This is a genomic window from Streptomyces sp. NPDC096339 (genome assembly GCF_044762985.1).
Lineage (GTDB): Bacteria > Actinomycetota > Actinomycetes > Streptomycetales > Streptomycetaceae > Streptomyces.
Genome location: NZ_JBIWFI010000054.1, coordinates 26,540 through 48,344, shown reverse-complemented (window position 1 = coordinate 48,344; position 21,805 = coordinate 26,540). Strand labels below are relative to the sequence as shown.

Here is a 21,805-nt window from a genome sequence, read left to right as displayed (position 1 = left end):
GCGTCCCCGCAGGACGAGCGCGCAACCACCCTCAGCACTTTCACGACGGCCGCAGGCGCGAGGACGAGGAGACGCCCCGCCGGGACACCGCGCAGCGGGCCGCACGGCCGGGGCCCCGACCGGCAAAAACCCAGCCCCGCCGGCGATTGAGGCGCGGGGCCCGGGGCAGAGCCCCGGCAGCGGACCCGCACCCGGTGGGCTACAGCCGCTCGATGATGGTGACGTTCGCCTGGCCGCCCCCCTCGCACATGGTCTGGAGGCCGAACCGGCCCCCGGTCCGCTCCAGTTCGTGGAGGAGGGTGGTCATCAGCTTGACGCCGGTCGCGCCCAGGGGATGGCCGAGTGCGATGGCTCCGCCGTTCACGTTCACCCGCTCCGGATCCGCGCCCGTTTCCTTCAGCCACGCCAGGACCACCGGCGCGAACGCCTCGTTGATCTCGACCAGGTCGATGTCGGCCAGGGACATGCCGGTCTTCTTCAGCGCGTACGCCGTCGCCGGGATCGGCGCCGACAGCATGCGGATCGGGTCCTCGCCCCGCACCGAGAGGTGGTGGATCCGGGCGCGCGGCCGCAGGCCGTGTTCGCGGACCGCGCGCTCCGAGGCGATCAGCATCGCCGCCGCGCCGTCGGAGACCTGCGAGGAGACGGCCGCGGTGATGGTGCCGCCCTCGACGACCGGCTTCAGCGTCGCCATCTTCTCCAGCGTGGTGTCCCGCCGCGGGCCCTCGTCCACGGTCACGTCCCCGTACGCCACCGTCTCGCGCTCGAAGCGCCCCTCGTCGATGGCCCGCAGCGCCCGCTGGTGGGAGCGGAGCGCGAACTCCTCCATGTCACGGCGCGTGATGCCCCACTTCTCCGCGATCAGCTGCGCGCCGTGGAACTGGTTGACCGGCGCGTCGCCGTAGCGGGCCCGCCAGCCTTCCGAGCCCAGGTACGGGCCTTCGGTGAAGCCGAGCGGTTCCGCCGCCTGCCGGGAGGCGAAGGCGATCGGGATCATCGACATGTTCTGGGTGCCGCCCGCGACCACCAGGTCCTGGGTTCCGGACAGGACGCCCTGCGCCGCGAAGTGCACCGCCTGCTGCGAGGATCCGCACTGGCGGTCCACCGTCACGCCCGGCACCTCCTCCGGCAGGCCGGCCGCCAGCCACGCCGTCCGCGCGATGTCGCCCGCCTGCGGCCCGACGGTGTCGAGGCAGCCGAACACCACGTCCTCCACGGCGGCCGGGTCCACCCCGGAGCGTTCGACCAGCGCCTTCAGGACGTGCGCGCCGAGGTCGGCGGGGTGGACGGCGGACAGGCCGCCCTTGCGCCGCCCCACGGGGGTGCGGACCGCTTCGACTATGTAGGCCTCGGGCATCGGGACTCCTTGGGTTAGGTGCGTAGGGCGATCCCGTCCAGCACCATCGACAGGTACTGGCGGGCAATCTCCTCGGGGCTGTGCTGTCCGCCCGGCCGGTACCAGGACGCCGCCACCCACACCGTGTCGCGCACGAAGCGGTAGGTGAGGCGGATGTCGAGGTCGGCGCGGAAGACCTTGGCCGCGACCCCGCGTTCCAGCGTCCCCAGCCAGGCCTTCTCGAACTTCACTTGCGAGTCGGACAGGTAGTGGAAGCGGGGCTGCGCGGAGAGCGTGCGGGATTCCTTCTGGTAGATGGCGACGGCGGCACGGTGCCGGTCGATCTCCCGGAAGGACTCGGTGACGAGGGCCTCGATGGTCTCCCTGGGGCCGAGACCGGCGGCGAGGACGGTGTCGTACCCCTCCCACAGCTCGTTCAGGAAGGCCGAGAGGATCTCGTCGAGCATCGATTCCTTGGAATCGAAGTGGTAGTAGAGGCTGCCGGCGAGCATTCCGGCGGCGTCGGCGATCTTGCGGACGGTGGTGGCGTTGTAGCCCTGCGCGGCGAAGACCTCGGCGGCGGTGTCGAGGAGTTCCCGGCGCCGCTCGGGTGAGGCAGTCACCTGCGGCTTCTTCTTGTTCGTTGGCACGGGCCCATTCTGCGGCTACGCGTGCTGGCTGCTGACCGAGACGGTCTCGCCCGTCATGTACGACGAGTAGCCGCAGGCCAGGAAGACGATGACGTTGGCGACCTCCCAGGGCTCGGCGTACCGGCCGAAGGCCTCGCGGGAGGTGAGTTCGGCGAGGAGTTCCTCGCTGGTGACCTTCACCAGGTGCGGGTGCATGGCCAGGCTCGGGGCGACCGCGTTGATCCGTACGCCGAACTCGGCGGCTTCCAGGGCGGCGCAGCGGGTCAGTGCCATCACCCCGGCCTTGGCGGCGGCGTAGTGGGCCTGGCCGGTCTGGGCGCGCCAGCCTATGACGGAGGCGTTGTTGACGATGACTCCTCCGCCGGTCCCGGCGGCCTTGAAGGAGCGCATGGCGGCGCGGGTGCAGCGGAAGGTGCCGTTCAGGGTGACGTCGAGGACGCGGCCCCACTGTTCGTCGGTCATGTCGACGAGGTTCGCGGTGCCGCCGAGTCCGGCGTTGTTGACGACGATGTCGAGGGCGCCGTGGGTCTGTTCGGCGAGCGCGAAGAGGGCCCGGACCTGTTCCTCGTCGGTGACGTCGCACGGGAGGGAGGTGACGCGGTCGGCGCCGAACTCGGCGGCGAGGGCGTCCTCGGTCTCCTTGAGGCGGCGGGCGTGGGCGTCGCTGATGACGATGCGGGCGCCTTCCTCCAGGAAGCGGCGGGCGGTGGCGCCGCCGATGCCGGCTCCGGCGGCCGCGGTGATGACGGCGGTGCGGCCCTTCAGCAGGTCGTGCCCGGGGACGTAGGTGGGGGTGTTCACGCCCGTACCTCCTTGGGAAGGCCGAGGATCCGCTCGGCGATGAGGTTGCGCTGGATCTCGTCCGAGCCCGCGTAGATGGTGTCGGCGCGGGAGAAGAGGTGGAGCCGCTGCCAGTCGTCGAGGTCGTACGGGTCCCCGTGCGCGCCCGCCGCGAGCAGCGAGGGGGCTCCGCAGACGTCCATGGCGAGTTCGCCGAGGTCGCGGTGCCAGCGGGCCCAGTACAGCTTGGCCACGGAGGGCGCCGTGGGGCGCTGGGCGGTGGCGCGCATGGTTTCCAGGCCGATCCAGGCCTGGACGAGGCGGTCGCGGATCAGCGGGTCGGCGATGGCGCCGTTGGTGCGGGCGAGGTCGGCGAGGGCTTCGAGTTCGCGGCGGAAGCCGACCTGCTGGCCGAGGGTGGAGACGCCGCGTTCGTAGCCGAGGGTGGCCATGGCGATGTTCCATCCGTCGCCGGGGGCGCCGACGACGTGGGCGGCGTCGGTGCGGGCTCCGTCGAAGAAGACCTCGTTGAATTCGGAGGTGCCGGTGAGCTGGACGATGGGCCGCACTTCCACCCCGGGCTGGTCCATGGGGACCAAGAGGTAGGACAGGCCCGCGTGGCGGCGCGAGCCCGGTTCGGTGCGGGCGACGACGAAGCACCACTGGGCCTCGTGGGCGAGCGAGGTCCACGTCTTTTGTCCGTCGACGATCCACTCCCCGTCCCGGAGGGTGGCGCGGGTGCGGACGTTCGCGAGGTCGGAGCCGGCGTCGGGTTCGCTGTAGCCCTGGCACCAGAGCTCTTCGACGGCCCGGATGGGCGGCAGGAAGCGGCGCTTCTGCTCCTCGGTGCCGTGGTCGATGAGGGTGGGGCCGAGGAGCTGTTCGCCGATGTGGTTGACGCGGGCGGGGGCGTCCGCGAGGGCGTACTCCTCGTGGAAGGCGATCTGTTCCTCGGTGCTCGCGCCGCGGCCGCCGTGTTCGACGGGCCAGCCGAGGCAGGTCCAGCCGTGGGCGGCCATGTGTCGTTCCCAGGCGAGGCGTTCGGTGAAGGCCTCGTGCTCCCGGCCCGGTCCGCCGCGGCCCTTGAGGGCGGCGAACTCGCCGGTGAGGTGGGCCCGTAGCCAACTCCGAACCTCGGTGCGGAACTCCTCGACGCTGCTCATGGCCGTACGTTAACCTACCAAACACTTGTTAGGGAAGGATCCACGGATGCCCGACGACACCCGCGACACCCACGACACCCCCGTGCTCTACGAGCGCCGCGGCCCGGTCGCGTACGTGACCATGAACCGCCCCCGCTACCGCAACGCGCAGAACAGCGCGATGACGTACGCCCTCGACGACGCCTTCTACCGCGCCGCCGACGACCCCGAGGTGAAGGTGGTCGTCCTGGGCGGGGCCGGCGAGCACTTCTCCGCGGGCCACGACATCGGCACCCCCGAGCGCGACGCCCACCTGCCCTTCGAGCGGCGGGCCGGGCTGTGGTGGGACCACTCGCAGCGCTCGGGCGCCGAATCCCGCTTCGCCCGTGAGTCGGAGGTGTACCTGGGGATGTGCCGGCGCTGGCGGGAGCTGCCGAAGCCGGTGATCGCCTCGGTGCAGGGGGCCTGCGTGGCGGGCGGGCTGATGCTGGCCTGGGTCTGCGACCTGATCGTGGCGAGCGAGGACGCCTTCTTCGCGGACCCGGTCGTGCGGATGGGCATCCCCGGCGTCGAGTACTTCGCGCACCCGTGGGCGATGCCCCCGCGGATCGCGAAGGAGTTCCTTTACACGGGCGACCGGATGCCGGCCCGCCGGGCGTACGAGATCGGCATGGTCAACCGGGTCGTGGAGCGGTCCGACCTGGCGGACGAGACCGCCCGCCTCGCCCTGCGCGTCGCCGAGATGCCCGGCTTCGGCCTGGCCCTGACCAAGCGGGCCGTCAACCAGGCCGAAGACCTCCAGGGCCTGCACACCGGCATGGATTCGGTCTTCGGCCTGCACCACCTGGCGCACGCCCACAACGCGGAGACCGCGGCGGACTCGCTCGGCGGCATGAACATAGCCGCGATGAAGGAGGCGAACACGTGATGGACCTGACGCAGAGCGCGGAAGTGGAGGCCTTCCGGGCCGAGGCTCGGGACTGGCTGGCCGCCCACGTGCCCGCCGCCCCCCTGCCCTCCCTGGAGACGGAGGAGGGCTTCGCAGCCCACCGGGAGTGGGAGGCGCTGCTGCACGCCGACCGGTGGTCGGTGGTGTCCTGGCCCGAGGAGTACGGGGGCCGGGGCGTCGACATCGTGAAGTGGCTGGTGTTCGAGGAGGAGTACTGGGCGGCGGGCGCGCCCGGCCGGGTCTCCCAGAACGGCATCAACCTCCTCGCGCCGACCCTCTTCGACCACGCGACGGACGAGCAACGGGCCCGGGTGCTGCCCTCCATGGCGAGCGGCGAGGTGATCTGGGCGCAGGCCTGGTCGGAACCGGAGTCGGGCTCCGACCTGGCCTCGCTGAAGTCGCGGGCGGTGCGCACGGAGGGCGGCTGGCTGCTGTCCGGACAGAAGACCTGGTCCTCGCGGGCCGCCTTCGCGGACCGGGCCTTCGGCATCTTCCGCACCGACCCGGACGCCCCGAAGCCGCACCAGGGTCTGACGTACCTGATGTTCGACCTGCGCGCGCCGGGGGTGACGGTGCGGCCCATCGGCCGCCTCGACGGCAAGCCGGCCTTCGCGGAGCTCTTCCTGGACCAGGTCTTCGTACCGGACGAGGACGTGATCGGCGAGCCGGGACAGGGCTGGCGGATCGCGATGTCGACCACGGGCAACGAGCGCGGGCTCACCCTGCGCTCCCCCGGCCGGTTCCTCGCGGCCGCCGGCCGGCTGCGGGAGCTGTGGGAGACGGCCGGCGACCCCTGCGACACGGCGCTGCGGGACCGGGTGGCGGACGCGGTGGTCGGGGCGCGCGCGTACGAGCTGTTCACCTGGGCCAACGCCTCCCGGTTCGCGGCGGGCGAGACCATCGGCGCCGAGTCCAGCCTGAACAAGGTGTTCTGGTCCCAGTACGACATCGCCCTGCACGAGACGGCCCTGGACCTGCTCGGCGCGGACGCGGAGCTGGCGGAGGGCGAGTGGGCCGAGCCGTGGGTGTTCTCGCTGGCCGGGCCGATCTACGCGGGCACGAACGAGATCCAGCGCGACATCATCGCCGAGCGGCTGCTCGGCCTCCCGAAGGGCCGCCGCTGATGCGTTTCCTGCTGACCGACGAGCAGTCGGACTTCGCCCGTACGGTGCGCTCCCTGCTGGGGGCGGCCGAGGTGCCGGCGGCGGTACGGGCCTGGGCGGACGGCGAGCACGGCCCGGGGCGGGCGGTGTGGTCCCGCCTCGCGGAGACGGGCCTGTTCGCGCTGGCGGCGGCCGAGGAGTACGACGGCGCGGGCCTGCTGCCGCTGGAGCTGGCCCTGGGCTTCGTGGAGTTGGGCCGGGCGGGGGTGCCGGGTCCGGTGGTGGAGAGCGCGGCGGTGTCCGTACTGCTCTGCGAACTCGGTGACGAGGGGCCGGCGAAGCGCTTCCTGCCCGGGCTGGCCGGGGGCGGGGCCTCGGCGACGCTGACCCTGCCGGGCGGGAGTCCGTACGCACTGGACGCGGACGCGGCGACGTACTGCTTCACCGTGTCGGAGGCGGGCGAACTGCGCCTCACGCAGGGCGGGGAGGCGGTGACCTCCCTTGACCCGGCCCGCAGGCTCTCGGTCCCGGCGCCCGGCGGCGAACTCCTCGCGGCCGGCCCGGCCGTCACGGCGGCGGCGCAGACGGCCGGGCGGTGGGCCCGGCTGCTGACGGCGGCCCAGTGCCTGGGCGTCGGCGAGGCGCTGCTGGCCCGGACGGTGGAGTACGCGAAGCAGCGCACCCAGTTCGGAACCCCGATCGGCTCCTTCCAGGCGGTCAAGCACCGCCTGGCGGACACCCTGCTGGGGCTGGAGTTCGCCCGGCCGCTGCTGTGGGCGGCGGCGCTGAGCCTGTCCCCGGAGGACGTGGCGGCGGCCAAGCTCACCGCGGGCGAGGCGGCGTACGCGGCCGCCATGACCGCCCTCCAGCTGCACGGCGCCGTCGGCTACACGGAGGAGCTCGACCTCTCCCTGTGGCTGCGCAAGGCCCGCCCGCTGCGGGACGCCTGGGGCACGCCGTCGGCCTGCCGGGCGGAGGTCCTTCAGCCGCGGGAGCGGTAGTAGACCGCCAGGGCGTTGTTCAACAGGACGATCCCGCCGAACCACAGGGCCCCGGTCCGCCACCCGGACGCGTACAGCGCGAGGGTGGCGGACCCGAACACCAGCACCTTCACGGCGATCTGGACGGCAAGCGGGACGTCGAAGGTGGCCTTGGGGGCGGCGAACATGCCCCAGAGCACGGCGGCGGCGAGCGGGGCGGCCACGGCGAGGCCTATGGACCAGCCCCGGCCGATGTCCCGGGTGTAACCCCACCGGGCCAGGGCGGCGAGGGCCGCGAGTTCCAGGAAGAAGGCGAGGCCCTCGTTGGCGAGGAAGAAGAGCCGCAGGATGGGATTCATGCGGCACAACCTGGCGGACCCGGCCCCGGGGCGTCCACCGATTACCGGGGGCCGTCTCACATGACGGCGACCTTCAGCGAGACCACGTAGCACTCCTCGACGGTGCCGTCCGGGAAGAGGTGCTCCAGCCGCTTGCGTTCGGCGTCGAGGAAGGCGCGGGTGCCGTCCTCTCCGAGCAGCAGGAACGCCGAGTGGCTGGCGGTGTTGGAGAGGTGCATGGCGAGGGGGATCCGCCGGGACCACCGCACCTCGCGAGTGGCGACTTCCAGCCCTCCCAGGGATTCCCGGGTGGGGAGCCCGGTGGCCCCGAAGAAGGCGCGGAGCCGTTCGTCCTGCTCGGCGATCCAGGGGACGGTGGTGTCCAGGTCGTTCCACCAGAGCGCGAGCGCGCCGCCGGGCCGCAGCACGCGGCGGGCCTCCGGGACCGACCGGGTGGCGTCGGTCCAGTGCCAGGCCTGGGCGTACGTGAGGAAGTCGAACGCGGCGTCCGCCAGCGGCAGCCGGTCCCCGTCCCCTCGTACGACCGGGATCCCCGGGTTCGCGAGCCGGAACTCGGCGGCCATCCCGTCGCCGGGCTCCACGGCGAGCACCTCGGCCCCGCGCTCCCGCAGCAGCGCGGTGGCGATCCCGGTCCCGGCCCCCACGTCGGCCACGCGCGCCCCGGCGAGAGGTCGCCCCGCGAGGTCCTCGACGGCGTCGAAGAGGGCGGGCGGATAGCCGGGCCGGCTCGCGCGGTAGAGCGCGGCGGCGGAGTCGAAGGAGCGGGCTCGTTTCGTCATGATCCCAACCTAGGGAACCGGCAAAGGATCCGATGGCGTCCCTGGTGAACGGACGTACGACGAACGACGCAGAACGAGGTACAGGGAAGATGCGAAGCACGACGACCGGGATGACGATGCTGTGCGCGGCGGCGGCTGCGGTGCTGCTCACCGGCTGCGGAAGCGACGCCCCGAAGCCCGCCGCCGACAACGGGAAGCCCGCCGCCTCCCAGAGCGCCGCCCCCGTGTCCTCCGCGCCGGCGGCCAAGGCCGGCGGCGCGACGCACGAGGTGACCCTGGAGGTCGGCGGGACGGGCAGGACGCCCGTCATGTACAGCGGCCTCGACAGCGGCTTCGAGCAGCAGACCCTGCCGTGGAAGAAGTCCGGCACCGCCGAACTCACCGCCACGGAGCAGAAGGTGGGCTACCTGGTGAGCGTGGTCCCGGGCTCGATCACGGGCGCCGACGGCAAGCTCCAGCAGGCTCCCTGCTCCATCACGGTCGACGGCAAGAAGGTCGCCGAGAGCGACGGCGTCACGACCGCCAAGGGCTGCTCGTACATCATCAAGAAGTAACCCCGGTTCAGTCCCCCGGACGGAACTCGTGCACGACCTCGATGCTTCCGACGATGTGCCGGTTGAACTCGTCGAGCTCCTCGGCCGGGACCCACAGCTCCAGGATGGTCCGGCCGCCGGCCTGCTGGACCGGGTAGCGGGCGAGGAACTCCGAGTCGACCTCGAAGCGGGTCACGAAGCCCGCCCCGTCGTGCTTGACGTTCCAGTCGCGGGCGATGCGGATCGCGTAGTCCTCGTTCAGGACCGGATAGAAGATCGGCTGCTCGGGCAGGCGCGGCGGCCAGGCCCGCCAGTCGAGGGCGCGGACCAGGTCGAGCTCGACGGGGCCGGTGGGGCGCCAGAGGGTGGTCGTGGTGGACATGCCGCGACCCTAGGGGCCGGGACACCCCGCTGACCAGCGGGTTTCAGGCGCGGGGGCGGCGCAGGGAGAGCCGGCCCACCAGGGCGGTCTGGAACAGGAGGAGGGCGGCCGTGGCCGCTGCCTGCCAGAGCGGTTCGGAGGGGCGGGGGCCGGGCGACCAGGCCGGGCCGTCGGGGTCCGCCGTCACCGCGAGGCGGGCGCCGACCGCGAGGTCCATGGACAGCGGGCCGGGCAGGTCCCGGCCCGCCTGCGTGCGCACGCGCAGGGACGGCTTGAGGGAGGAGCCGTCCTGCACCGTGGTCCGCGAGGCCACCACCGCCACCTCCTCCCGGCCGCGGTCGTGGAGGGTGTGCCGGTCCCAGGTGGTCCCGCCGACCCACGCGACCCCCACCGCGACGATCGCGACGACGGTGCGGGCCATGAACTCGGCTCCGGTGCCGTGCGGTACGGCGGCCCCGATGACGAAGACGGCGAGCAGGACGGGGATCCACGCGCCCCCGGGGCCCCGCAGCAGCCAGATGGCACCGAACTCGGCGGCGAGGAGCAGGCAGTTGCGGAGCAACGCCCCCGGCAGTCTCCGTATCGGCAGTTTGGCCATGGACACATCATGCCGGGGGATATCCGGGTGCGGGCCGGTCGGGGCGGCCCTAGGATCCGGCACAAGGGCGGGGTCGTGGCACAGAGGTCGTTGCGCCGCACTGCTAATGCGGAGGACGCCGGTTCGAATCCGGCCGCCCCGCCCCCTACCCCACCGCGGCCACCCACGCCGCGGCCGCCCGCAACGCGGCGGCTCCCGCCGGCAGCGGCAGTCCCAGGAAGCCGTGGAAGACGCCCGGGTGGAGCTGGACCGTGCAGTCCACGCCCGCCGCCGCCAGCCGGCGCCCGTACGCGAGGCCCTCGTCGCGCAGCACGTCGCAGTCCGCGAGGACGATCAGCGCGGGCGGCAGGCCCGCCAGGTCGGGTGCGTGGAGCGGCGAGACGTGCGGGTGCGCCGGGTCGCCGCCGTACTGGTCCCAGTACCAGGCCATGTGCGCGGCGGTGTGGAAGTAGCCCTCCGCGTACGTCTCCACCGACGCCGAACCCATCGACGCGTCCAGCGGCGGATAGAACAGCAGCTGGCCCGCCGCGAGTCCGGGCGCGCGCAGGGCGGTCACGGCGGCCAGGTTGCCGCCGCTGGAGTCCCCCGCCAGCACCACCCGGTCCGGGTCGCAGCCCAGCCGTTCGGCCTCGGCCCGCGCCCACAGCAGTACGGTCAGCGCGTCATCCGGCCCCGCCGGCCAGGGGTGTTCCGGGGCGAGCCGGTAGTCCGCGGAGACGACCACCGCGCCCGAGGCCGCCGCCAGCGTGCGGCACAGCGCGTCGTGGGTGTCGAGCCCGCACATCACCCAGCCCCCGCCGTGGAGGAACACGACCAGGGGGCGGCCGTCCGCGCCCGGCTCGGGGTCGTAGACCCGGACCGGGACCCCGTCGGCCACCGTGTCGTACACCGAGGCCACGGCAGGGCCCGGCGGCCCGGGCACGGCGGCCGCCCGCAGGGCCGCCGTATCACCCGGCCCCGGGAAGCCGGCCGTCATCGCGTCGCAGAACCGCTTGGCCGCCGGTGAGAGCAGGTCGCTCATGCCGTCGTCATCCCGCCGTCGACGGTGAACTCCGTGCCCGTCACGTACGAGGACGCGTCGGAGCAGAGGAAGAGCACCAGTTCCCCGACCTCCTCCGGCCGCCCCATCCGCCCGAGCGGTACGTGCGACCAGTCGCGGCCGGCGACGGCCTCCGCCACCATCGGGGTGTCGATGGCCCCCGGGTGCACCGAGTTGACCCGGATCCGGTCCCCGGCCAGGTCCAGCGCCGCCGACCGGGTCAGTCCGCGCAGCCCGAACTTGCTGGATCCGTAGGCGGCGTGGCCCGGGATCCCGACCAGTCCGGCCGTGGAGGAGATGTTGACGATCGAGCCGCCCCCGCCCGCCCGCAGCACGGGTGCCACCGCCTGGATGCCGAGGAACGGCCCGAGCAGGTTGACCCGCAGGAGGGTCTCGAACTCCTCCGGGGACTGCTTCTCCACGTGGGCCGTGCGCCACAGGGCCGCGTTGTTGACCAGCGCCGAGACCGTGCCGAAGGCCGATACCGCGGCCTCGACGACACCGGCCCAGCTCGCGGCGTCGGTCACGTCGTGCCGTACGAACAGGCCCTGGTCGCCCAGCGAGGCGGCGACCGCCCGGCCCTCCTCCTCCCGTACGTCCGTGACGACGACCCGCGCCCCGGCTTCGGCGAACAGGCGCGCCTCGGCGGCGCCCTGGCCGCGTCCGGCTCCGGTGACGACGACGACCTTGCCTTCGAGGGAGATTCCCATGGCTCAGCGCTCCGATTCCATCGCGCGGAAGTGCGGGATGACCTTCTCGCCCCACTGGCGGATGGTCTCCAGGCAGGCCTCCTGCGGGACCGTACCCATCTGGATCAGGCACATCACCTCGTCGACGCCGATCTCGCGCAGCTGCTCGACGTAGGCGATGGCGGTCTCGGCGCTGCCGTAGGCGTGCTCCGCGTTGTAGGTGCCGGTGTCGACGGGCCGGGCGGGGATGCTGGCCTCGTGGAGCTTGGCGACGAGTTCCTCGCGGCCCTGGGCCAGCGCCGCGACGTGGTCCTCGTCCTCCGCGTAGCCGGTCGGGGCGGGGGCGTTGCCGTACCAGTGGGCGATGGATTCGGCGAAGAAGCGCTGTCCGCGCGTGCCGAGCCGCAGGGCGCGTTCGGCGTCGTCGAGGACGATGGTCGGGCAGAGGGCGGAGAGGTGGTCGTTGACCTCGGTGGAGACGAGGCGTTCGCCGGTGCGGGTCGCGATGGCCTCGTCGTAGACCTTGCGCATGGCGCGGACGTCGTCGGCGCCGGCGAAGCCCATCACCAGGGCGCCGATGCCGAGTTCGGCGGCGAGCTTGAGGGTGTCGTGCTTGGAGCAGGCCATGAAGAGCGGCGGGTGCGGGTCCTGGACCGGGCGGGGCAGGATCGCGCCGGGGCCGATGTCGAGGGAGCCGTGCCATTCGAACTCCGGCTCCCGCCAGGCGGCGGCGAAGATCCGCAGGGCCTCCTCCATCTGCGGGTAGGTGTCCTCGGGCTTCACCCCGTACATGGACATCTCCTGGCGGGTGGCGCCGCGCCCGGCGCCGATGTCGACGCGGCCTCCTGAGAGGACGTCGAGCATCGCGGCGCGCTCGGCGACGCGTACCGGGTGCTGGTAGCCGAAGGGCATGGTGACGACGCCGTGGCCGATGCGGATCTTCTGCGTCCGGGCGGCCACCCAGGTGAGGAAGATCTCGGAGGCGCTCATGTGGGCGTACTGGGTCAGGGAGTGGTGTTCGACGGCCCAGATCCGGTCGAAGCCCATCTCCTCGGCGAGGACGGCCTGTTCGACGCAGTCGTGGATGACCTGGCGCTCGCGCTCCGGGGTCGGGTCGACGAGCTGGGCCTCGAAGATCATCGAGAACTTCACGGGGAGGTCCCTCCATCCGGGAGATTCGGCATCTCGGTATTTCGATTAGGAATACTTCTAGCAGTCATACCCCTCGGGGGGAAGGGCGCGGCGGGACCGGTCGTAGACTGCGCTGCGTGGCAGACGAGACGACAGACGAGGCGAACAAGCGCACGCTCCCGGCGACCAGCTGGGCGGTGCTCGGGTTGCTCTCCTTCGGGGAGGAGCTCTCCGGTTACGACCTGAAGAAGTGGTCGGACTGGTCGCTGCGCTTCTTCTACTGGAGCCCGTCCTTCAGCCAGATCTACAGCGAGCTCAAGCGCCTGGAGAAGGCCGGCTACGCCTCCTCGCGCATGGTCAGCCAGGACACGGGCACCCGCGACAAGCGGGTGTACCGGATCACCGACGAAGGCATGACCGCCGTACGGGAATGGGCCCGCGAGGCCCCGGTCGATCCGCCCGTCCTCAAGCACGGGCCGATGCTGCGGCTGTGGCTGGGCCACCTGCTGGAGCCCGAGCAGATGCGGGAAGTGCTGGGCCGGCACCAGGAGTTCGCGGAGAAGATGCGCCGGCGGGCGGTGGCCGACGTGGAGGGCGCACAGGACGAGTCGGCCTGGGCCTACCCGACGCTCACGCTCAAGTGGGCCGAGCGGTACTACGCCTCCGAGCGCGACCTCGCGGCCGCCATGTTGGAGGACATCGAGACGCTGGCCGCCGAGCGGGGCGAGCGCGGCAAGCGCCCGTAGGCGCGCCGGAAGTAGAGCAGCGGCGGCTCGCCGGCGCGGTGCGCGGTCAGGGCGGTGACCCTGCCGAGCGCGATCTCGTGGTCGCCGCCGTCCAGTACGTCCTCCAGGTCGCACTCGACGCTCGCGAGCACCCCGTCGAGCAGGGGCGCGCCGTTGCCGCCCGCCCGCCAGGGGACCCCGGCGAACTTGTCGCCGCCCGTGACCGCGAAGCCGCGGCACAGCTCCCGCTGGTCGGCGGCCAGGATGTTGACGGCGAAGGCGCCGGCGGCGCGGATCTTCGGCCAGGTGGTCGAGGTGCGGGCGGGGCAGAAGCAGACCAGCGGCGGGTCCAGCGAAACCGATGAGAAGGACTGCACGGCCATCCCGACGGGGCGGCCGTCGCCCTCGCACGCCGTGATGACGGCGACGCCGGTGCAGAAGCTGGCCAGGACCGACTTGAGGGTCTGGGTCTCCATGGGGAGCCTCCAAATATTTCTACTAGGTATATGCCTAACCGAAACACCTGTGATTGGATACCGCCCACGCTCGCTCGTCAAGTAGGGAGGGTTCGTCCGATGCCACCGCCACCCGCCGTGCCACCTCCGTCCGCCGCGCCGTCGCCGCCCGCAACGCTGGCCCGGCTCCCGGAGTACGCGGCCGCCGCCTACGGCGATCAGGAGGCGCTCGCCGACGGAGAGGTCCGCTGGACCTTCACCCGGCTCGCCGCCGAGATCGCCGCCGCCGCCCGCGCGGCCATCGCGCACGGCATCCGGCCCGGGGACCGGGTGGCGATCTGGGCCCCCAACAGCCGCCAGTGGATCGCCGCCGCGCTGGGCGCGGTCGGCGCGGGAGCGGTCCTCGTCCCCGTCAACACCCGCTACAAGCCCGCCGAGGCGGCCGACGTCATCCGGCGCAGCGGCGCCCGCGTGCTCTTCACCGAGCGCGGGTTCCTCGGCACGGACTACGTCCACGACCTGCACGCCTCCGGCGAGGACCTCGGGGCGCTCGGCTCCACCGTCGTCCTGCGTGGCGGGAGCGGCCCCGAGTCCTGGGAGGCGTACCTGGCCGGCGGGGAGTCCGTCACCGAGGCGGAGCGGCTCGCCCGCGCCGACCGCATCCGCCCCGGGGACCTCAGCGACATCCTCTACACCTCCGGCACCACCGGCCGGTCCAAGGGCGTCATGACCACCCACGGCCAGACCCTGCGGCTCTACGCCTCCTGGTCCGAGCTGGTCACCCTGCGCCCCGGGGACCGGTACCTGCTGGTCAACCCCTTCTTCCACACCTTCGGCTACAAGGCCGGGGTCCTCGCCTGCCTGCTGCGCGGGGTGACGATGCTCCCGGAGGCGGTCTACGACACCGACCGCATCCTGACCCGGATGGCCGCCGAACGCGTGACCTGCCTGATGGGCCCGCCGACCGTCTTCCACGGCCTGATCCGCCACCCGGAGCTCGCGGCGCACGACCTGTCGGCGCTGCGGCTGGCGGGGACGGGAGCGGCCTCGGTCCCCACCGCCCTGGTCGAGGAGATCCGCTCCGTCCTGGGCGCGCCCGACGTGTTCACCGCGTACGGACTGACGGAATCCGGCGGGGTCGTCTCCGTCTGCCCCACCGACGCCGACGCCCGTACGGTCGCCCACACCGTCGGCCTGCCGCTGCCCGACACCGAGGTACGGATCGCGGGCCCGCTGGGCGAGGTGCTGCCGACGGGGGAACCGGGCGAGGTGCAGGTCCGCGGCTACCACGTCACCCCCGGCTACCTGGACGACCCCGCGGCCACCGCGGAGGCCGTGCTGCCGGGCGGCTGGCTGCGCACCGGGGACATCGGCGTCCTGGACGCCCGCGGCTACCTCTCCATCACCGACCGGCTGAAGGACATGTACGTGGTCGGCGGGTTCAACGCCTACCCGGCGGAGGTGGAGAACGTGCTGCTGACCCATCCGGCCGTCACCGACGCGGCCGTGGTCGGGGCCCCGGACGAGCGGCTGGGCGAGGTGGGGGTGGCGTACGTGGTCACCGCCGGCCCGCCCGTCACGGCCGCGGAACTGACGGCCTGGAGCCGGGAGCGGCTGGCCAACTTCAAGGTCCCGCGGCGCTTCCACCTGGTGGCGGAACTCCCGCGCAACGCGGGCGGCAAGCTGATGAAGGCGCAGCTGCGGCGCGCGGCTCGGGGGGAAGGCTCATGAGGGGCCTGGAATGGACGCCCGAGCAGGTGGAACTCCGCGACGCGGTACGCGCGGTCCTCACCCGCCACCCCGGCCACGAGGCCTGGGCCCCGCTGACGGCCCAGGTGGGCGCTGCCGCGCTGGCGGTCCCCGAGGAGTACGGCGGCCTGGGCTGCGGGCCCGCCGAGGTCGGCGTGGTCATGTCTGAACTGGGCCGCGCCCTGAGCCCGGTCCCGTACCTGGGCTCGGCGGTCCTGACGGTCCAGGCCCTGCTGGCCGCGGGCCACGCGGAGTCCTGTACGAAGCACCTCCCGCTCCTGGCGGAGGGCTCCCTGGTAGGCGCCCTCGCCTGGGCGGAGCCCCCTCGCGGGGGGCCGGACGGGGGCGCGGCCCCTGGCGCAGCGCCGGGCGCCGCCTCACGCCCACACGCCGACGCGGGTGCGGGCCGCGGCGCGGGCCCGTTCGCGAACCCCGGCCCCCGCCCCGAGGGCTGGGAGGCAGCCCACATGGCGACCCTGGCGGAGCCGGACGGGGACGGGTGGCTGCTCACGGGCAGCAAGCAGTACGTCCTGGCCGGTCCGGCCGAACCGGGACTGGTGCTGGTCTTCGCCACCATGGCCAACGGCCCCGCACCCTCCCACACGTCCGGCCAGGACAGCGCCACCACGCCCGCCGCCCAGGGCAACGGCACCGCCGGTCCCCTCGGGCTGTTCGAGCTCACCGCCCCGCCCACCGCCTACACCGCCCGCGCCACCATGGACCGCACCCGGCCCCTCGCCGAGCTGACCCTCGACCGCACCCCGGCCCGGCTCCTCTCGCCCGACGGCGCCGGAGTCCTGGCCCGGGTGCGGGACCTGGCCTGCACGGCGCTGGCCGCCGAACAGGCGGGAGCCGCCGCACGGGCGCTGGAGTCCACGGTCCGGTACGCGAAGGACCGGCACCAGTTCGGCCGGCCCATCGGCTCCTTCCAGGCCGTGAAGCACCGGCTCGCCGACATGTACGCGGCCGTGGAATCGGCCCGCTCGATGGCCCTCGCCGCGGCGGCGGCCGACGCCCCGCCCCACCTGGCGGCCGCCGCCAAGTCGGCGTGCTCGCAGGCGTACTCGTACGTCGCCGGGGAGATGATCCAGCTGCACGGCGGCATCGGCATCACCTGGGAGCACGAGGCGCACGAGTTCTTCAAACGCGCCCACGGCTCGGCCCTGCTCTTCGGCTCCCCCGCCGCCCACCGGGCCCGGCTCGCGGCCCAACTCGACTACACCAGAGCAACCTGACGTACCCTCGGGCGCATGACGCGCAGTGCGATAAACCTCCGCAAGGTCGAAGAAACGGCTCCGGCGCTCGTGAGCCTCTACAAGAGCGCCGGGGTCTCACTGCGCAAACACGGCATGGAGGACGGGCGCGCCTCCGTCTACCTCGTCCTGGACTACTCCGGGTCGATGAAGCCGTACTACGCGGACGGCAGCGTCCAGGCCCTCGCCGACCGGGTACTGGGCCTGTCCGCACACCTGGACGACGACGCCCGCGTGCCCGTGGTCTTCTTCTCCACCGACGTGGACGCGGTGGAGGAGATCTCCCTCGCGGGCCACGAAGGCCGGGTCACCGAGATCGCCTCCCGCCTCGGCCACATGGGCAAGACCTCCTACCACGCGGCCATGGACGCGGTGATCGACCACTACCAGGACTCCGGCTCGACGGCACCCGCCCTCGTCGTCTTCCAGACCGACGGCGGCCCGATCAACAAGCTCGCCGCCGAGAAGTACCTGTGCAAGGCGTCCCCCCTCCCCCTCTTCTGGCAGTTCGTCGGCTTCGGCAACACCCGCAGCTCCCAGTTCGACTTCCTGCGCCGCCTGGACGAACTGCCGGTCCCGGACCGCCGCGTGGTGGACAACGCGGGCTACTTCCACGCGGGCGAGGACCCTCGCAAGGTCCCGGACTCGGAGCTGTACGACCGCCTCGTCGGCGAGTTCCCGACCTGGCTGACGGCGGCCCGCGCCTCGGGGATCGTGCGCGCCTGACCTGAGACCGCCGGCGCCCGCGCTTTGATGGACGTATGACGCACACCAGCTGGGCAGTCTTCGAGAAGGCGGAACCGGAGTTCGCGGCGGCCGTCCAGGCCCGTTTCGCGCAGTACCCGCACCACGTCCTGGCCACCCTGCGCAAGGACGGCTCGCCCCGGGTGGCCGGACTCAACGTCGACATCCGGGGCGGGGAGCTGTGGCTGGGCATGATGCCGGGCTCGATGAAGGCCAGGGACCTCCAGCACGACCCGCGCTTCGCCCTCCACTCGAACCCGGGCTCGGGAGAGGAGATGCGGGCCGGGGACGTACGGATCTCCGGGCGGGCGTTGGAACTGGTGGACCCGCCCGAGCTGCACCGGTACGCGGAGGAGACGGACACCCCGCACCCCTTCCACCTCTTCTACGCCGACCTGACCGAAGTCGTCCGCACCACCGTGCAGGGCGACGAACTGGTCATCCACGCGTGGACCCCGGCACACGGCGTACGCACCCTGCGCCGGGGCAACGACGACGAGCCCCCGCGCGAGGACCCGGCACCCGCTAACTGAGCGGCAGCGGCACGGGAAGCGGAAGGATCCCGCCCCCTCCCCCCAACACGGACGGGTCGACGTCCACCCAGTTGCGGTCGATGTTCAGCGTGACCCCGCCGTACGAGGCGTCGTGGTCCCCTCGGAACTGGTGCGCCCGGCGCCGCCCGGACCACTGGGGGGTGCCCGCGGGCAGCCCCAGGTCCGCGTCCGTCACGGACGCCGCGCCGTTCCACCGGGCCACCCACAGCACGTCCGGCATGGCCTCGGGGGCCTGGTGGTGGTGGGCGCTCAGCGCCTTGGAGCCGGAGCTCGCCGAGACGTAGGCGCCGGAGCGGTAGCCCAGCTCGTGCAGCCGTACCGTCCAGGAGGTCAGGTAGGCGACGACCGGGGCGTCCCAGGTGGCGCGGTCCGTGTAGTTCTCCAGGTCGTTGTAGAGCACCGTGCCCGCGCCGAGCCCCAGCGAGCGGGCGGCGTCCACCGCGCCCTCGGCGGCGGCGCGGCCCTGCTCGTCGGCCTCGGAGGGGTCGGTGGACAGGCCGGTACTGGAGCTGTGCCAGGGCTGCGGGCCGACCCAGATCGGCATCAGGTGCCAGCCGGCCCCGGCCTGCCGCGTGACCCACTCGGCGGTGAGCTGCGGCTGGGCACAGGCCCGGGCGCGACCGCCGATGTAGATGCCGACGGCGCCGAAGGGGGATTCCGCCTTCCAGGTGTCCATCGTCCGCTGGGTCGGGGCGGTGCAGGCGTCGAAGCCCTCGCCGGTGAAGGGCGCCTGGGCCTTCGCCCCGTCGGCGACCACGGCGGGTACGACGACGTCCAGGGGACGGCCCTCGGCCACGGCGGTACGGGCCCGCGCGAGGATCCCTCGCACGGTGTCGGGCGCGTCCCCGTAGGACACGGTGGCCACGACCCCCGCCTGTCGCAGCACGTACCGCAGCTCGTTGCTGTCCGTCCGGGGCGCCGGCGCGGCCAAGTCCCCGACGGTCGGGATGTCGGCGCGCGGCGGGGCCCCGTCGAGGGGTTCGAGGTGGAGGGTGTCGGCACGGCGGACGACGGCCCGGCCGGTGCAAGTCGCCTGGGTGCTGGCGTGGCCGAGGTACAGGGTGGGAACGTCGAGGCGCAGGCAGGCGCGGGGATCCCGGTCGAGGTCGACGACCCGCCAGTTCGCCGGGACGGCGATCCGGAGTCCGCGGTACTCGACGCTCCGCGTGTCGGCGCCGGCGCCTGCGGCGGGCGGTACGGGGATCAGCAGCGAGGCACCGAGGAGCGCGCTCAGCATCGTTCGGGTGGGCATGTGACCCACTGTTACCAGAGGTGCACCGCCCCAACTGCACGCATCGGCCCCCGACATGCCCGTATGGCCTACCGGGTGCGGCGCCGTTCCGGGGGCTCCGCCCCCGCGCCCCCGCGCCTCAAACGCCGGCGAGGCTGGAGGGTGTCCTGGAGCGGGACCGGCCCGGTTGGGGCGGCGGCCCTCCGGAGTGTCTCCTCGTCCTCGCGCCTGCGGCCACCGCAAGACAGCTCGGCGCGGTTGCGCGCTCGTCCTGCGGGGACCCTCCTGCGGACCCCCACCCCAACAGCACACTCCCGCCCCGCCCGGGCAGGCCAGTGGCGCCGGCCTGCGGACCGCACCCCGATGATCCGCTCCTGCCCGGGCGGGGTCTTGGCCCGCGGGGGCGGAGCGGGGGCACGGTCGGGCGTCCCCGCAGGACGAGCGCACAACCACCCCGACGTGTCGAAGCGGTGCCCGCAGGCGCGAGGACGAGGAGACGCCCCGCCGGGACACGCGCAGAACCCGCACGACCGAGGCCCCGGCCGGCAAAACCCAGCCCCGCCGGCGATTGAGGCGCGGGGCCCGGGGCAGAGCCCCGGCAACGGACCCGCACCCGGCGACAACGTCACCCGCACGGGTGAATCCGACTCGGTATGGTCAGACGGGAAGGGCGGCCGAAGCCAGTTGCGTTGGCTTCGGCCGCCCCTCTCCCCCAACCCGACCCGTCAGGCCGGCCGCCGCCGCAGCCACCACGCGCAGAAGCCGGCCAACAACCCGGAGAGCGCGAGGAAGACGCCCGTCTCGATCCACTGGAAGGTCCAGTAGCGGTCGGCGGGCTGGTAGTCGACCTCTATGTGGAGGTCCGAGGTGGCGAAGCACTTGAAGGGGTCCGTGTCACGGTCCGCGCAGCCGCGTGCACCGCGCACCTCCTTGCCGGACGCGTCCAGCACCGCGGCGGGATCGGACACGACCCAGGCACCCGGCTTGAGGACCCCGACCCGCAGGTAGGCGTCGTCGCCGGTGCCCTTCAGCTGGACGTTGTTCGCGTTCCAGCCACCCGAGGACGCACCGGACTCCCCGCCGTCCCCGGCCGGCGCCGAGACGAGGGAGCTGAGTGCGACGTCGGTGTGCTCCGGGGTCACGAAGTGCGGGCGGAGCGCGGAGGGTACGAGGATCTGGACCGCGACGAAGGCGACGAGCGTCGCGGCCATCGCCGGCACGGTGCGCCGGATCAGCAGCCCGGCGCAGGCTCCGAGGGTGAAGGCGAAGGCCGCGTAGCCGAGGGGAACGATGTTTCGGCCGCTGAACATCAGGGCGGTGAAGCGGTCCAGGTTGACCCGGTCGATGGGGCTCGCCCACCAGGTCACCAGGAGGCTGAGCAGCCCGGTGACGGCGACCGCGACCAGGCCGACGGCCCCCAGCTTGACCGCGAGCCAGCGGCCGCGGGTGATGGTCTGGTTCCAGATGAGCCGGTGGGTGCCGGTCTCCAGTTCGCGGGCGATCAGCGGGGCGCCCCAGAAGAGCCCGATGATGCCGGGGACGGCGAGCAGGAGGCTCGTGACGTAGTAGGTGAGGCTCTGGTAGTCGACGACCAGCGCGTTCTTGGCGCTCCCGCAGTCGTCCCCGCAGTGCGCGACGGTGCTGTCGTAGAGGTCGCGCATCTGGAAGCCGGTGACCAGGAGGAATATCGCCACTGCGGCGAGTGCCGCGAGGGCCACGAGCGTCTGGACGCGGTATTGGCGCCAGGTCAGCCAGATCATCGCTGGTTCTCCCGGGTCATGTAGGTGAGGACCAGGTCCTCCAGGGCGAGCGGTTCGAGGACCCAGGACGGGTCCTGGACCGGCTTGTCGGCCCGCACGATGAAGGTGCTCTGCCGCTCGGTGTGGGTCTCCTGGATGACCCGCATGGTCTCGGGCAGGGTGGCCGCGTCCCGGCGTGCCGTGGTGAGCCGGAAGTGCGTGGCGAGCAGGTCGTCGACGTCCCCCGCCACCTGGACGCGGGAGGCCACGAGCGAGACCAGGTGGTCGCAGACCCGCTCCAGGTCGGAGACCAGGTGCGAGGAGAGCACGACGGTGGTGCCGTGCTCGGCGACGTACTCCATCAGGCTCTGCAGGAACTCCCGCCGGGCCAGCGGGTCCAGAGCCGCGACCGGCTCGTCGAGGAGCAGCAGCTCGGGCCGCTTGGCCACGGCGAGGGTCAGGGCGACCTGGGCGCGCTGCCCGCCGGAAAGCTTCCCGGTCTTCTGCCCGGGGTCGAGGCCGAGCTGCCGGATCCGCTCCTCGGCGAGAGCGGCGTCCCATCCCGGGTTGAGCCGGGCCCCCAGCTTCAGGTGGTCGGCGACGGACAGCCCCGCGTACGTGGGCGTGTCCTGGGCGACGAACCCGACCTTGGCGAGCTGCTCGGGCCCGGACGCGGGCCGTCCGCCGAGCACCTCGATGCTGCCGGAAGTCGGGCCGATCAGCCCGCAGGCCAGCTGCAACAGGGTTGACTTCCCGGCCCCGTTCGGGCCGACCAGGCCGATGACCCGCCCGGCCGGCAGGCTCAGCGTGCAGTCGGACAGTGCCTGTTTGCGGCCGTACCGCTTGCCCAGTGCGTGGGCTTCCAATATTGCGGCCATTACCCCTCTTCGGTCTTCGCGTGCGTG

Annotated in this window: 24 protein-coding genes and 1 tRNA gene; 10 read left to right on the top strand and 15 right to left on the bottom strand. The window is 72.9% G+C overall.

Annotated features, from left to right (window positions below):
- Positions 1–199: 199 nt before the first annotated feature.
- The 4 genes from ACIQ5Y_RS37960 to ACIQ5Y_RS37945 are packed head-to-tail and all read right to left on the bottom strand — an operon-like array spanning position 200 to position 3,929.
- On the bottom strand, positions 200–1,357 hold the full coding sequence (locus tag ACIQ5Y_RS37960; RefSeq protein WP_403891473.1) for an acetyl-CoA C-acetyltransferase: 1,158 nt from the start codon (positions 1,355–1,357) through the stop codon (positions 200–202).
- 14 nt (positions 1,358–1,371) lie between these two features.
- Positions 1,372–1,986 (bottom strand): TetR/AcrR family transcriptional regulator, encoded by a 615-nt coding sequence (locus tag ACIQ5Y_RS37955; protein ID WP_376660222.1) that lies wholly within the window; start codon positions 1,984–1,986, stop codon positions 1,372–1,374.
- A gap of 15 nt (positions 1,987–2,001) precedes the next feature.
- Complete coding sequence (locus ACIQ5Y_RS37950) at positions 2,002–2,787, bottom strand: SDR family oxidoreductase (RefSeq protein ID WP_403891470.1); 786 nt, start codon at positions 2,785–2,787, stop codon at positions 2,002–2,004.
- Complete coding sequence (locus ACIQ5Y_RS37945; protein WP_403891467.1) at positions 2,784–3,929, bottom strand: acyl-CoA dehydrogenase family protein; 1,146 nt, start codon at positions 3,927–3,929, stop codon at positions 2,784–2,786. Before ACIQ5Y_RS37945 ends, ACIQ5Y_RS37950 begins: the two co-directional genes overlap by 4 nt.
- Positions 3,930–3,975: 46 nt before the next feature.
- Here ACIQ5Y_RS37945 and ACIQ5Y_RS37940 point away from each other — a divergent pair, with 46 nt between their 5' ends.
- From ACIQ5Y_RS37940 to ACIQ5Y_RS37930, 3 genes are read left to right on the top strand one after another with little or no spacing between them, the layout of a single operon-like run.
- Positions 3,976–4,836: an enoyl-CoA hydratase gene (locus ACIQ5Y_RS37940; RefSeq protein ID WP_403891464.1), complete on the top strand. Its 861-nt coding sequence runs from the start codon at positions 3,976–3,978 to the stop codon at positions 4,834–4,836.
- Positions 4,836–5,981, top strand: a complete 1,146-nt coding sequence (locus tag ACIQ5Y_RS37935) for an acyl-CoA dehydrogenase family protein (protein ID WP_403891461.1) — start codon at positions 4,836–4,838, stop codon at positions 5,979–5,981. The genes ACIQ5Y_RS37940 and ACIQ5Y_RS37935 overlap by 1 nt, the downstream gene beginning before the upstream one ends.
- Entirely contained in the window at positions 5,981–6,961 is a 981-nt protein-coding gene (locus tag ACIQ5Y_RS37930) for an acyl-CoA dehydrogenase family protein (protein WP_403891458.1), read from the top strand. The genes ACIQ5Y_RS37935 and ACIQ5Y_RS37930 overlap by 1 nt, the downstream gene beginning before the upstream one ends.
- Here the strand turns inward: ACIQ5Y_RS37930 and ACIQ5Y_RS37925 are convergent.
- Positions 6,943–7,299, bottom strand: a complete 357-nt coding sequence (locus tag ACIQ5Y_RS37925) for a YrdB family protein (protein ID WP_403891456.1) — start codon at positions 7,297–7,299, stop codon at positions 6,943–6,945. The genes ACIQ5Y_RS37930 and ACIQ5Y_RS37925 overlap by 19 nt on opposite strands.
- A gap of 56 nt (positions 7,300–7,355) precedes the next feature.
- Entirely contained in the window at positions 7,356–8,078 is a 723-nt protein-coding gene (locus ACIQ5Y_RS37920; RefSeq protein ID WP_403891453.1) for a class I SAM-dependent methyltransferase, read from the bottom strand.
- An 89-nt stretch (positions 8,079–8,167) separates the two neighbouring features.
- On the opposite strand from ACIQ5Y_RS37920, the gene ACIQ5Y_RS37915 reads away from it, so the two are divergent.
- Positions 8,168–8,632, top strand: coding sequence for a hypothetical protein (locus tag ACIQ5Y_RS37915; protein ID WP_403891450.1), 465 nt, complete (start codon positions 8,168–8,170; stop codon positions 8,630–8,632).
- 7 nt (positions 8,633–8,639) lie between these two features.
- Here the strand turns inward: ACIQ5Y_RS37915 and ACIQ5Y_RS37910 are convergent, their stop codons facing one another.
- Together ACIQ5Y_RS37910 and ACIQ5Y_RS37905 are read right to left on the bottom strand one after the other, a co-directional pair.
- Positions 8,640–8,993: a hypothetical protein gene (locus ACIQ5Y_RS37910; protein ID WP_403891447.1), complete on the bottom strand. Its 354-nt coding sequence runs from the start codon at positions 8,991–8,993 to the stop codon at positions 8,640–8,642.
- Between the two features lie 43 nt (positions 8,994–9,036).
- Positions 9,037–9,591 carry a hypothetical protein gene (locus ACIQ5Y_RS37905; protein WP_403891444.1) on the bottom strand — a complete coding sequence of 185 codons (555 nt, stop codon included), beginning with the start codon at positions 9,589–9,591 and terminating at the stop codon, positions 9,037–9,039.
- A gap of 67 nt (positions 9,592–9,658) precedes the next feature.
- Here ACIQ5Y_RS37905 and ACIQ5Y_RS37900 point away from each other — a divergent pair.
- Positions 9,659–9,734 (top strand) — tRNA-Ser (locus ACIQ5Y_RS37900).
- A 2-nt stretch (positions 9,735–9,736) separates the two neighbouring features.
- Here ACIQ5Y_RS37900 and ACIQ5Y_RS37895 read toward each other — a convergent pair.
- From ACIQ5Y_RS37895 to ACIQ5Y_RS37885, 3 genes are read right to left on the bottom strand one after another with little or no spacing between them, the layout of a single operon-like run.
- Positions 9,737–10,612, bottom strand: a complete 876-nt coding sequence (locus ACIQ5Y_RS37895) for an alpha/beta hydrolase (RefSeq protein WP_403891441.1) — start codon at positions 10,610–10,612, stop codon at positions 9,737–9,739.
- A complete protein-coding gene (locus ACIQ5Y_RS37890; RefSeq protein WP_403891438.1) occupies positions 10,609–11,340 on the bottom strand; it encodes an SDR family NAD(P)-dependent oxidoreductase in 732 nt (243 codons plus the stop codon). Before ACIQ5Y_RS37890 ends, ACIQ5Y_RS37895 begins: the two co-directional genes overlap by 4 nt.
- A gap of 3 nt (positions 11,341–11,343) precedes the next feature.
- Positions 11,344–12,471 (bottom strand): LLM class flavin-dependent oxidoreductase, encoded by a 1,128-nt coding sequence (locus tag ACIQ5Y_RS37885; RefSeq protein WP_403891435.1) that lies wholly within the window; start codon positions 12,469–12,471, stop codon positions 11,344–11,346.
- A gap of 107 nt (positions 12,472–12,578) precedes the next feature.
- On the opposite strand from ACIQ5Y_RS37885, the gene ACIQ5Y_RS37880 reads away from it, so the two are divergent.
- Positions 12,579–13,196, top strand: a complete 618-nt coding sequence (locus ACIQ5Y_RS37880; protein WP_403891482.1) for a helix-turn-helix transcriptional regulator — start codon at positions 12,579–12,581, stop codon at positions 13,194–13,196.
- Here ACIQ5Y_RS37880 and ACIQ5Y_RS37875 read toward each other — a convergent pair.
- The gene (locus ACIQ5Y_RS37875; RefSeq protein WP_403891432.1) at positions 13,106–13,651 is read right to left on the bottom strand and encodes a flavin reductase family protein; all 546 of its coding nucleotides are present in this window, start codon (positions 13,649–13,651) and stop codon (positions 13,106–13,108) included. The two genes, ACIQ5Y_RS37880 and ACIQ5Y_RS37875, sit on opposite strands and share 91 nt — an antisense overlap.
- Positions 13,652–13,750: 99 nt before the next feature.
- Between ACIQ5Y_RS37875 and ACIQ5Y_RS37870 the strand changes: the two genes are divergently transcribed.
- Genes ACIQ5Y_RS37870 through ACIQ5Y_RS37855 form a run of 4 tightly spaced genes read left to right on the top strand, consistent with a single transcriptional unit; the run spans position 13,751 to position 17,909 of the window.
- A complete protein-coding gene (locus ACIQ5Y_RS37870) occupies positions 13,751–15,361 on the top strand; it encodes a FadD3 family acyl-CoA ligase (protein ID WP_403891429.1) in 1,611 nt (536 codons plus the stop codon).
- Positions 15,358–16,614, top strand: coding sequence for an acyl-CoA dehydrogenase family protein (locus ACIQ5Y_RS37865; protein WP_403891426.1), 1,257 nt, complete (start codon positions 15,358–15,360; stop codon positions 16,612–16,614). The genes ACIQ5Y_RS37870 and ACIQ5Y_RS37865 overlap by 4 nt, the downstream gene beginning before the upstream one ends.
- A gap of 15 nt (positions 16,615–16,629) precedes the next feature.
- Positions 16,630–17,358: a vWA domain-containing protein gene (locus ACIQ5Y_RS37860; protein ID WP_403891424.1), complete on the top strand. Its 729-nt coding sequence runs from the start codon at positions 16,630–16,632 to the stop codon at positions 17,356–17,358.
- A 35-nt stretch (positions 17,359–17,393) separates the two neighbouring features.
- Positions 17,394–17,909 (top strand): pyridoxamine 5'-phosphate oxidase family protein, encoded by a 516-nt coding sequence (locus ACIQ5Y_RS37855; protein WP_403891421.1) that lies wholly within the window; start codon positions 17,394–17,396, stop codon positions 17,907–17,909.
- Here the strand turns inward: ACIQ5Y_RS37855 and ACIQ5Y_RS37850 are convergent.
- The 3 genes from ACIQ5Y_RS37850 to ACIQ5Y_RS37840 form a co-directional block, all read right to left on the bottom strand.
- Entirely contained in the window at positions 17,902–19,182 is a 1,281-nt protein-coding gene (locus ACIQ5Y_RS37850; protein WP_403891419.1) for a DUF1906 domain-containing protein, read from the bottom strand. The genes ACIQ5Y_RS37855 and ACIQ5Y_RS37850 overlap by 8 nt on opposite strands.
- Before the next feature lie 704 nt (positions 19,183–19,886).
- Complete coding sequence (locus tag ACIQ5Y_RS37845; protein ID WP_403891416.1) at positions 19,887–20,921, bottom strand: ABC transporter permease; 1,035 nt, start codon at positions 20,919–20,921, stop codon at positions 19,887–19,889.
- Positions 20,918–21,778, bottom strand: a complete 861-nt coding sequence (locus ACIQ5Y_RS37840) for an ABC transporter ATP-binding protein (RefSeq protein ID WP_403891413.1) — start codon at positions 21,776–21,778, stop codon at positions 20,918–20,920. Before ACIQ5Y_RS37840 ends, ACIQ5Y_RS37845 begins: the two co-directional genes overlap by 4 nt.
- Between the last annotated feature and the right edge of the window lie 27 nt (positions 21,779–21,805).